A 716-nucleotide genomic window follows, 5' to 3' on the forward strand; every position below is an offset into this window, starting at 1 on the left:
CCCCCAAAAACGTGCCCGTGGTCAGGATCACCGCTCGGCAGCCGAAGATGGTGCCAAAGTGGGTGACCACGCCGACAATCTCATCGTTGCGCCCCAGCACCAAATCGGTAACGGTGCCCTCGCGAATCGTCAGGTTGGGCTGGTTTTCCACCACCGAGCGCATCACCCGCGCATATTCCCGTTTGTCGGTTTGTGCCCGCAGCGCCCACACCGCCGGCCCCCGCGAGCGGTTGAGCACCCGCTTCTGTAAATAGGTGCGGTCGGTGATTTTGCCCATCTCGCCGCCGAGGGCATCGATTTCGTGTACCAGTTGCGATTTGGCCGGGCCGCCGACGGCGGGGTTACAGGGTTGCCAGGCGATCTTGTCCAGATTCAATGTCAGCATGAGGGTGTTGCAGCCCAGCCGCGCTGCTGCCAACGCTGCCTCGCAGCCGGAGTGCCCCCCGCCGACCACCACCACATCGTAGTGATCGAGAAAATCAATGCTGTCCCGTCCAACTCTGAGCATAGGGTGGCAATTCCAAAATGAATAGCCGGGATCCCCGGTCTTTTAATTTTCAGGTTATTTCAGCTCGCTTATCCAGCTTAGCGATGGCGGCAACGGATAGGGTTATTTGCGACCGGCCTGAGGCAGGCAGAGCAGTAGGGAAAGTTTTCTGTTGCCCTGGGAAATAAAGTTGGGTAGAGGCTCAGCTAGAAATCGCAGGAGCCCCGCA

1 protein-coding gene is annotated in these 716 nt (G+C 59.2%); it reads right to left on the bottom strand.

Annotated features, from left to right (window positions below):
* The coding region (locus NW815_RS12590; RefSeq protein ID WP_414416083.1) for an FAD-dependent oxidoreductase at positions 1-508 on the bottom strand (508 nt) is incomplete at its 3' end.
* Between the last annotated feature and the right edge of the window lie 208 nt (positions 509-716).

The organism is Synechococcus sp. R6-7, from assembly GCF_047461695.1.
GTDB lineage: Bacteria > Cyanobacteriota > Cyanobacteriia > Thermostichales > Thermostichaceae > Thermostichus.